Genomic DNA, 9,571 nt, shown 5'->3' on the forward strand with positions numbered 1-9,571 from the left:
CGGAAATGCCCTGGCCCGCATTGGCGAAACGCATGGCTATCTTTTTGATGGCGATTCCGTCCAGATCAATGCCGAACTGAACTTTTCCGATGCCGCGCTGGGCGCCGCATCGCAATGGGCGCTGCAGTTGTGGAGCAGCGCAACGGCTTTTCCGGATCGGCAACTGGCCGGCGTCAAGGTGGCCGAACTCACCGTCTATCCCGCGGCCGGCCAGCAAAGCCTGGCGGCAACCGTCGCCGCCACGCCGCCGGCCGGGTCCGACGAGCAGAACGTCGCGCTGGCCCTGGTTTTCTGGGACGAGAACGGCCTGCCGATGGTGGCTGACGTGGCCGTTTATCCGCGTGCCGAGAGCTTCGTGCAGCCCAAGCTGGCGGGCAACGTCAGCGTAGCGCTGGCCGACGGCCAGGCGACGATCAAGGTCGATGCCATTGAAAACCCGCGTGCCGAAGACAACCTGAGCGGTACCCTGGCCCTCGAACTGTGGGCGCTCGATGCGCCTTATGCCGGTGGCAGCTGGCAGGGCATCCCGGTCGCCAGCGTCATCCTCGGCGTGCTCGGCGGCGGCAGTGGCCAGGTCGACAGCCATTTCGTCGTCCCCGCCGCGGCGCCGGAAGGCCCCGGCGTCCTGACCCTGATGCTGCGCGAATGGGGGCCGCTCGGCTACGTGACGCGCGACTACTGCAATCTTTCGCTCGAAATGCCGGTCAAGCCCAAGGCGGCTGCCCCGAAGGCCAAGGCGAAGTCCAAGCCTGAAGCGAAGCCGGTAGCCGACAAGGTCAACAAGGCCAAGCCGGCCGACAAGGCCTCCGCCAAAAAAACCAAGGCAGCGGCCGCCAAGGGCATTGCCATCAACACCGCCAGCGAGACCGAACTGCTCGCCATCAAGGGGCTGACCGCCACCGTGGCCAAGGCCATCGTTGCCGGGCGTCCCTACGCGGCGCTCAACGAACTCGGCAAGGTCAAGGGCGTCGGCCCCAAACTGCTTGCCACACTCAGCGACAAGGTCGTCCTGTAATTTGAAACAAGGGATGGCCGGCGCCATCCCGTTTCAGTCGTCTGCCTTGATGCAGACCACCGGCTTGCTCGTCAGGTGCAGCACCTTGCGCGTCACCGAGCCGAGGGCGAGGCCAGTCAAGCCGCCGTCAGCCTCATCAACAACCAGGGCGATGTCGGTAAAACGCTGAACGACCTAGGCAGCGACCAAAGCATCCAGCAACTCCTCGCCAGCGTGCTCACCGCCGGTCTGACGGCCGGCGTGACCAGTGGTCTCAACCTGCCCAATCCTGCCGCCAACACCACCTTCGCCAGCCGCTTCACCACTTATGCGACGCAAGCCATGGTCGGTGCCGGGGTCAAGAGCCTCGTCTACGGTCAGCCGCTCGAAGAAACCGCGAAGACCGCGCTGATCGGCGCGCTCGCCCAATCGCTGACCAGCGAGATCGGGGACTGGGGCAAGGAATACGGCCTCCAACCCGGCTCTGCCGCCAAGATCGTCGCCCATGCCGTTGTCCAGTGCGCCGCCGCCAGCGTCCAAGGCGCCGACTGCGGCTCCGCCGCCTTGGGCGGCGCCATCGCCGAAGCCCTCGCCCCCGTCAGTCAAGCTGCCGACGCTTCAGAACTCAGCCAGAACCTCAAGCTCAGAGGCCAGATCGGCAACGCCATCGCCAGCATGAGCACCCTGCTCGCCGCCAGCCTGACCGGCAGCGACACCATGACGGCGCTCGGTGGGGCGCAGATGGTGGATTATTACAATCGGCAGTTGCATCCCGCAGAAACTCAGCGAATTAAAGAACTAGCCAACGGCGATCCGCAGAAAGCAGCGCGGTTGACGGCGGCGGCTTGCGCATTGGTCCGGTGCGCCGATGGCATTCCTCAAACTGATCCCGGTTACGCTGCCTTGAACGCGCTGCAAGATGCGGGGGGCAAACTCACTGCGGAACAAAATTTACTCAAGCAGCAAAGCGGCTGGGACGGCCGAGCCTATGGCTCATTATTCCAATACACTTGGGGGCAGCAGTTAACGGATTCGTTCACTGCCAATCAAGTGGGAACTCGTCTTGTCGGGGCCGCCCAAACCGTTGGAGGAACAGCCGGAGTCGTGGGTAGTGGGGCACTATGCTCGTCCGGCTTCGGATGCGCTGCCGGGGCTATTACCGGCACGATTAGCTTGGACTATGCCCTGGCAGGATTGCAGCAAACTGCCTCAGGGCAGAAAACGACACCTTATGGTGAGCAGGTGCTGCAATCACTCGGCTTATCCCCTCAAACCGCTGCCGTCGCCTATGCTATCGGCGGTTTGTTGCCCGGCGCAACGCAAGCAGTTATCGCTGCCCGGGCTGTTGACGCACAGATGGCGGCAAATGCCTGGGTTCGGGGAACCTATACAGGAACCAGCGTCAGCCAGTATGAAGGTACGGTTTATCGATATACATTGCCAGATCAAGCCAGTGGCGCTTGGCAAATTTGGCCCGGAAATATTGAGAGAAATATGCGTTACTCAGAATCAGGTATCGGTGCGCTCTATAGTGGAACAACGGCACCGACAGCAGCCGCAGAGGTGTCAAGCTACGGCCCGTTGAGTGGCAGGGTCTTGGTAACCAATAGCGTTGTCATGAACAACGTACTTGACCTGACCAACCCAGCGGCACGCCAAGCACTTGGGGTAAGCCTTTCAGACATTACTCAGGCCGAGCACGGTGGCAGCGCCTATTCGGCCACTCAGCGAATTAGCGCCTGGGCAAGGGATCAGGGGTATCAGGGCATCTTGGCCCCCTCGGCCCAAAGTTCCTCAGGGGGCAACCTCGTTTCCTTTAGTCCGTTGCGAACCGGAGGAGGTGCAAGATGAGACCTCTTGGTTGGGATAAGGCACTCCTGTGTGACCTAAACCGTGCTGCGGAATTAGGAATTCCGTGGGAAGACAATGAAACGGTTCGCAAGCTGAAAGAAATTGTCCCCCCCAAGCATCTGGATATTGCCATGATGGCCTGGGTTTTATTTCACAACGAGGCGCCGGCATGGTTTTACTACCCATTAAAGCACCTCGATCTGAAAAGGAAATTCTGGTTCCCGAAGAAACGACGCCCAATCGATATGTTGGCAACTGATGAAGATGCAGATTGGTTACGATTTGCAATGGTCGAAATCGCTTCATTCTCAATGTGAGGAAAAAAGGAGCAGCGCTAATGGGGTCAGGTTGATTTGACTTTCTCCCCCACCGCCGTACCTCCCCCCATTCCAATTTCCGCCCCTTTTTCCGGTTGACCGTAGGAGCCACCCAAAAACGTCTCGGCGACGGCTACTACGAACAAAAGCGCCTGCGCGAGCAAGTTGCCCAACTCACCGGGCGACGGTTTCTCGAGGGCTACGCCAACGACGAAGCCCAATACCGCGCCCTCATGACCAGCGCCGTCACCGTCGCCCAAGCCTGGCAACTCGTCCCCGGCATTGCCCTCACCGCCGCCCAGATCGCCCAACTCACCAGCGACATCGTCTGGCTCATCGAGAGCGAAGTGAAACTCGCCGACGGCACTACCCAGAAAGTCCTCGCCCCACAGCTCTACCTCGCGCCGCGCACCGGCGACCTCAGCCCCGGCGGCGCCCTCTTCGCCGCCAACAACCTCCAGCTCAACCTCACCGGCGATCTCACCAACGCCGGCACCGTCGCCGGCCGGCACATCATCCAGCTCGCCGCCAACAACATCCACAACCTCGGCACCATTCGCGCCGACAGCGTCAGCCTCGCCGCCCAAACCGACCTCAACAATCTCGGCGGGCGCATCGACGCCGTTGACAACCTCAGCCTGCAAGCCGGCCACGACCTCACCGTCGCCAGCACGACGCGCACGCAAAGCACCGGGCAAGGCAGCCGCACCAATATCGACCGCATCGCCGGCCTCTACCTCACCGGCAGTAGCGGCACCCTGAGCGCCATCGCCGGCCACGACCTCAACCTCAACGGCGCCGTCATCGACAACGCCGGCAGCGGCAGCACCACGCTCGCCGCCGGCAACAACCTCAGCCTCGGCGTCGTCACCGAGCGCCATGCGCAGTCCATCGTCTTCGACGGCCGCAACCATCTCAACACGACCCGCAGCGCCGACATCGGCACCCAAATCCAAACCAACGGCGACCTCACGCTGATGGCCGGTAACGACCTCAGCGCCAAAGCCATCGACATCCAATCCACCGGCAACGTCAGCCTGAGCGCCGGCAACGACATCGCCATCCTGGCCGGCCAACGCACCCAAACCATCGACGAAGCCACCCACCACGAAAGCAAAAGCAAACGCCCCGGCTTCGGCTTCTCCATCGCCAAAGCACTCGCCGCCACCGGCCGCAGCACCAACAGCAGTTTCACGCAAGAACAAAACGACGTCATCGCCAGCCAGATCACCGGCCAGAACCTCACCCTCCAGTCCCGGCGCGACACCACCCTCGAAGCCGCCAAGCTCGCTGCAGAGAACCAACTCCAGATCACCGCCGGCAACGACCTCAACATCGTCTCGGCCGAACAAACCCTGACCTCGAGCCAAACCCGCACCGACCAACGGACCAACACCTTCGGTCTCGGCAAGAAGCGCCTCAAGGAAACCGAAGACATCAACCAGGTCCGCCAGATCGGCAGCCAACTCACCGGCAAAAACACCACCCTCATCGCCAGCAACGACCTCGCCGTCTCGGCCAGCCAAGTCGAAGGCACCCACCAACTCAACCTCACCGCCGGCCGCGACATCAACATCCTCGCCGCCACCAACGTAGACGAACGCAAGCAAACCCGCGAATACCGCAACAGCGTGCTCGGCATCGACACCGTCATCCAACCCTTCCAGGGCAAGAACGGCATCCAGAACAGCTTGGGCCTGATCACCCCCAACTCCTACGTCAGCCCAGGCCGGGTCAAAGACAAGATCGATGGCGAAGTCGCCGACAGCGGCCGCACCGCCGCCCAAAGCCAACTGAGTGGTGGCGACATTCAACTCCAGTCCGGCAGCAACTCCACCCTGCAAGCCCCGGTCATCGACGGCAACAGCCTGACCGTCACGGCCGGCGAGATCAACGGCGACGCCATTGACCCGGAGGCCAAGCTCATCCTCCAGGGCGTCAAAGAAAACCGCAGCCGCAGCATATCCGGCAGCGACCACAGCTTCATGTGGCAAAGCATGGCCGGGCAGGGCGGTAACAACGACACCCTCAAGATGCCGGAAATCCTGCTCAAAGCCCCGGCGACGAGCGATCCCACGGTCAACCCGGAAAATCGCCCGAAAACGGAATCCGGAACAGAAGTAAAACCCGCCCTCAACGCCACCGGCGGCCTCGTCGTCGATGCCGTCGCCTTGCCCGGCACGGCCCAGGAAGCAAAGAAAGCAGGCGCTTCCGGCGAAGCCGCCCAGCCGCCAGCCACCCTCACCCTCGACCTCAAAGCCCAAGCCCACGAACTCGCAAAACAACCCGGCATGGCCTGGCTCGACGACCTGACGAAGCGCACCGACGTTGATTGGAAAACCGTTCAACTGGTGCACGACAACTGGGATTACAAGCAGTCCGGGCTGACCCCGGAGGGCGGGATTGTGGTGGCCATTGTGGTGACGATTCTGACCTGGGGGGCTGCCTCGGCGGCGGGGACTGCCGTAGCGAGCGGGGCCGGGATGACGACCGGAGCGGTAACCTCCACCGGGGCCGCCGTGCTGACGACGACCGGCACCGCCGTCGCTGCCGCCACCACCGCCGCCATCACCACCCTGGCCAGCCAGGCCGCCGTCAGCCTCATCAACAACCAGGGCGATGTCGGCAAAACGCTTGAAGACCTGAGCAGCGACGAAAACATCCAGCAACTCCTCGCCAGCGTGCTGACCGCCGGTGTGACGGCCGGCGTGACCAGTGGTCTCAACCTGCCCAACCCCGCTACCAACACCACCTTCGCCAGCCGCTTCACCACCTACGCGACGCAAGCCATGGTCGGTGCCGGCGTCAATAGTCTCGTCTACGGCCAGCCGCTCGAAGAAACCGCGAAGACGGCGCTGATCAGCGCGCTCGCCCAATCGCTGACCAGCGAGATCGGGGATTGGGGCAAGGAATACGGCATGGCGCCCGGCTCCGCCGCCAAGATCGTCGCCCACGCCGTCGTCCAGTGCGCCGCCGCCAGCGTCCAAGGCAACGACTGCGGCTCCGCCGCTTTGGGCGGCGCCATCGCCGAAGCCCTTGCCCCCGTCAGTCAAGCCGCCGATGCTTCAGAACTCAGCCAGAACCTCAAGCTCAGAGGCCAGCTCGGCAACGCCATCGCTAGTATGAGCACCCTGCTCGCCGCCAGCCTGACCGGGAGCGACACCATGACGGCGCTCGAACAGAATTTCGACAGCGCATGGGATGAGCGATTGGGTAGCAACAATCCGGACGCGCAAGCCTTTCTGCAAGAGAGCGGTCTGGGCAAGACCATGGTCGATGCAATGACCGGGCAAACCTACCAACTGTTCTCAGCCGACGCGGCCCAGCGCGACAACCAGGCCATGTTTGCCCAGTACAGCAAGAGCAATCCGTTGGTGAAAGCCGAAATCGACCTGGCCATGAACAAGGCTTACTTGCCGAACGATGCCCAAAACCTCGAACAGAAATACCAGACCGGCTCGGACTTTGCGCTCGACGCCGCCGCCCGTGACTTCGGCGACATGCGTACCCAACCGGCCGTCGTGCAACAAACCGTCCTGGCGGAATTGCGCACCACACGGTTGGATATCGCTCAGCAGGAAGCCGTGTTGTTTGAGCAATTCAAAGCCCTGCCTCTCACCCCGGAAAACATGAATCTGCGCGCCGACCTGCTAAACCAGATCGACCGCCTCGAAACGCGAGACCTGTATCTACTGAAAGCGACCCAGGCGCAGATTCTCGACATGGGCAGCGTCGGCCTGCTCAACCCGCTATATCAAAAGGAAACCATCGCCGGCTTCGGCGATGCCCTGGGCGGCGCCCGACTCAGCGGGAAAGGCGTCAGTAGCGCTTCGATCAATGGGCGGATTGGTATGCTCAAGGGGGCGATTGCGGAGGCTAAAGCGGCGGTGGCTGCAGAGAAGGCAATTGCGCAGACGAAGATTGATTTGAATCTATACAGAGACTGGCCGGTTGCTTCAGACATGGTGCAATATCGCGTTAGTCAGTTGGCAGAAAGGGCGACGCAAAATCCAAATGCCGATACCGTCATACTGGGTAAATACGTTAAGGGTGACGCTAGCTCTTACGAGCTAGTCGCTCGGGCACAGGGCGCAACTTATTTCGAGTTTCCGGGAAAGACTTGGAGTGAGGCTGAGTTGCAGCTTGGTGTCGATAAAATGTGGTCGGTCAATAAGCAATTTCTGGATAACCAGATTGCTCAGGGAAAGAGCTTTGCATTTACCGAGAATCCAAAAGATGCAACGCAGGTCAAGCCAGGCTCTTTTACTCATCAAGAGTTTCAGTATTTGCTAAATAATGGCTATTCACTTGTCTATGAAGGGGGTTTTTATCGTGCAGTTAAAAAATGATGAGTCCAGTCGGTTTTTACTAATCAACTGCGTCGAAAATTACTATCAGACACGCGGTAGATTTTGCAGTATGGTCGGAGGAGACTGCATAGAAGGTGAGCGGTTTTCTATGGTGTTTCTTATCGATAGAAAGCATGTTTTTCGCTATCTAATCCCCATCGATGTAAGAAATTACTTTGCCAGTATAGAGATCGGCATTGGACCAGTGTTCGTGTCTCCATTTTCCGTTACGGACTATGCTGATGCTCAGCGATTTAAGAAAGATGCTACGACTGAAGCCGTCGAACAAAACTTGGCTTTATTGGACGAGCTTCTTGCAAAGCTCCGCTAACAAACGGTCGATAAGCGAAGGCGCGGGGTCAGGTCTTGCAATCCAGCAATTTGCTCCGTCCTAATCGAGTTAGTCTGATTTGACTTTCTCCTCCACCGCCGCGCTTCAACCCGATTCCAATTTCCGCCCTTTTTTCCGGTTGACCGTAGGAACCCGACGCCGCCCCAATTTCATTTTTGCCCCATATTTCCGGTTGACTGTCGGAAGTCCGGTTTCGCGTCAGTTGTCTGGGCGGGGTTGTTTCAGTCGTCGTCTGCCTTGATGCAGACCACCGGTTTGCTCGTCAGGTGCAGCACCTTGCGCGTTACCGAGCCGAGGGCGAGGGCGGCCAGGCCGCCGAGGCCGCGCGTGCCCATGACGATGGTGTCGCAACCGAGTTCGTCGGCCATGGCGACGATGACTTCCGCCGTATCGCCGAGCCGGACATGGGATTCATGGCGAATGCCGGCCGCGCTCAAGGCGGCAACGACGGGCTTCTGCACGATATTCGCCCGGGCAGCCAGGATCTCCTCGATGGCGTGTTCTTCCATGCCGTGGGTTTGCCAGGCGACGGGGGGCGGTTCGACGTTGAGGACATGCACCTCAAGCTCGCCGTGCAGCCTGGCAAACTGAACCACATAGAGCGCGGCGGCAAAGGCATGCTTCGAGCCGTCGACGGGGAGCAGTACGGACTTCATTGGCGCCTCCCTTGGCCCGGTGGCGGGCCATGCAATACGTTCTCTTTATTACTGTAGAAGTCGCCGGCGATTTTCGTTAGGCATATTGCCCAAGGCGCCGGGTTTTTGTCGATAGATTCCCGGGTTGTCGCAAAGGCGACAATTCCTGCGGTTTTAAATTCATATAAATCAATGCCTTAAAGGTGGCACCCGTCTTGCTAATTGCTATCCAGACCTCTGGAGAACAGCATGAAAGCCAGCGAAATCCAGGCCTTGCTCGACGAGCCAGCCTGTAGCCACAACACCAAGGAAAAGTCCGGCTGCGCCAAGCCCAAGCCTGGCGCCACGGCGGGCGGCTGTTCCTTCGACGGCGCGCAGATTGCGCTGCTGCCGATTGCTGACGTTGCCCACATCGTGCACGGTCCGATTGCCTGTGCCGGTTCGTCCTGGGACAACCGCGGTACGCGGTCGAGCGGCGTCACGCTGTACAAGATCGGCATGACCACCGACCTGTCGGAAACCGACGTGGTCATGGGGCGCGGCGAGAAGCGGCTGTTTCATGCCATCAAGCAGGCCATCGACAGCTATTCGCCGAAAGCGGTCTTCATTTACAACACCTGCGTCACCGCGCTGATCGGCGATGACGTCGGCGCCGTCTGCAAGGCGGCGACCGAACGCTGGGGTACGCCGGTGGTGCCGGTCGATGCCGCCGGCTTCTACGGCACCAAGAATCTCGGCAACCGGCTGGCCGGCGAAGCGATGTTCAAGCACGTCATCGGCACGGCCGAACCGGCACCGGCCAAGCCGCGGGCCGACGGCCTGCCGACCTACGACGTCAATCTGATCGGCGAATACAACATCGCCGGCGAGTTCTGGCATGTTGCGCCCTTGTTCGACGAACTCGGCCTGCGCATTCTCTGCACCCTTTCCGGCGACTCGCGCTTTCATGAAGTGCAGACCATGCACCGGGCCAGGGTGAACATGGTGGTCTGCGCCAAGGCGCTGCTCAACGTGGCGCGCAAGATGCAGGACACCTTCGGTCAACCCTTCTTCGAAGGCAGTTTCTACGGCGT

General features: G+C 60.7%; 8 protein-coding genes. 6 read left to right on the forward strand and 2 right to left on the reverse strand.

All coding sequences use genetic code 11. The features are described from left to right. The 3 genes from CVT63_06620 to CVT63_06630 form a co-directional block, all read left to right on the forward strand. A partial coding sequence (locus tag CVT63_06620) for a hypothetical protein (GenBank protein PKQ27692.1) occupies nucleotides 1-1,015 on the forward strand: 1,015 nt, incomplete at its 5' end. Between the two features lie 75 nt (nucleotides 1,016-1,090). After that, on the forward strand, nucleotides 1,091-2,845 hold the full coding sequence (locus CVT63_06625) for a hypothetical protein (protein ID PKQ27693.1): 1,755 nt from the start codon (nucleotides 1,091-1,093) through the stop codon (nucleotides 2,843-2,845). Beyond that, on the forward strand, nucleotides 2,842-3,162 hold the full coding sequence (locus CVT63_06630; GenBank protein ID PKQ27694.1) for a hypothetical protein: 321 nt from the start codon (nucleotides 2,842-2,844) through the stop codon (nucleotides 3,160-3,162). The genes CVT63_06625 and CVT63_06630 overlap by 4 nt, the downstream gene beginning before the upstream one ends. 26 nt (nucleotides 3,163-3,188) lie before the next feature. On the opposite strand, the gene CVT63_06635 is transcribed toward CVT63_06630, so the two are convergent. After that, on the reverse strand, nucleotides 3,189-3,383 hold the full coding sequence (locus CVT63_06635; GenBank protein ID PKQ27695.1) for a hypothetical protein: 195 nt from the start codon (nucleotides 3,381-3,383) through the stop codon (nucleotides 3,189-3,191). 12 nt (nucleotides 3,384-3,395) lie between these two features. On the opposite strand from CVT63_06635, the gene CVT63_06640 reads away from it, so the two are divergent. Continuing rightward, nucleotides 3,396-7,511, forward strand: coding sequence for a hypothetical protein (locus tag CVT63_06640; GenBank protein PKQ27696.1), 4,116 nt, complete (start codon nucleotides 3,396-3,398; stop codon nucleotides 7,509-7,511). Between the two features lie 109 nt (nucleotides 7,512-7,620). After that, the gene (locus tag CVT63_06645) at nucleotides 7,621-7,842 is read left to right on the forward strand and encodes a hypothetical protein (protein PKQ27697.1); all 222 of its coding nucleotides are present in this window, start codon (nucleotides 7,621-7,623) and stop codon (nucleotides 7,840-7,842) included. Between the two features lie 242 nt (nucleotides 7,843-8,084). Here the strand turns inward: CVT63_06645 and CVT63_06650 are convergent, their stop codons facing one another. Further along, nucleotides 8,085-8,519 (reverse strand): universal stress protein, encoded by a 435-nt coding sequence (locus CVT63_06650; protein ID PKQ27698.1) that lies wholly within the window; start codon nucleotides 8,517-8,519, stop codon nucleotides 8,085-8,087. A 228-nt stretch (nucleotides 8,520-8,747) separates the two neighbouring features. Here CVT63_06650 and CVT63_06655 point away from each other — a divergent pair. Continuing rightward, a partial coding sequence (locus tag CVT63_06655) for a nitrogenase molybdenum-cofactor biosynthesis protein NifE (GenBank protein ID PKQ27699.1) occupies nucleotides 8,748-9,571 on the forward strand: 824 nt, incomplete at its 3' end.

It is taken from the genome of Candidatus Anoxymicrobium japonicum (genome assembly GCA_002843005.1).
Lineage (GTDB): Bacteria > Actinomycetota > Geothermincolia > Fen-727 > Anoxymicrobiaceae > Anoxymicrobium > Anoxymicrobium japonicum.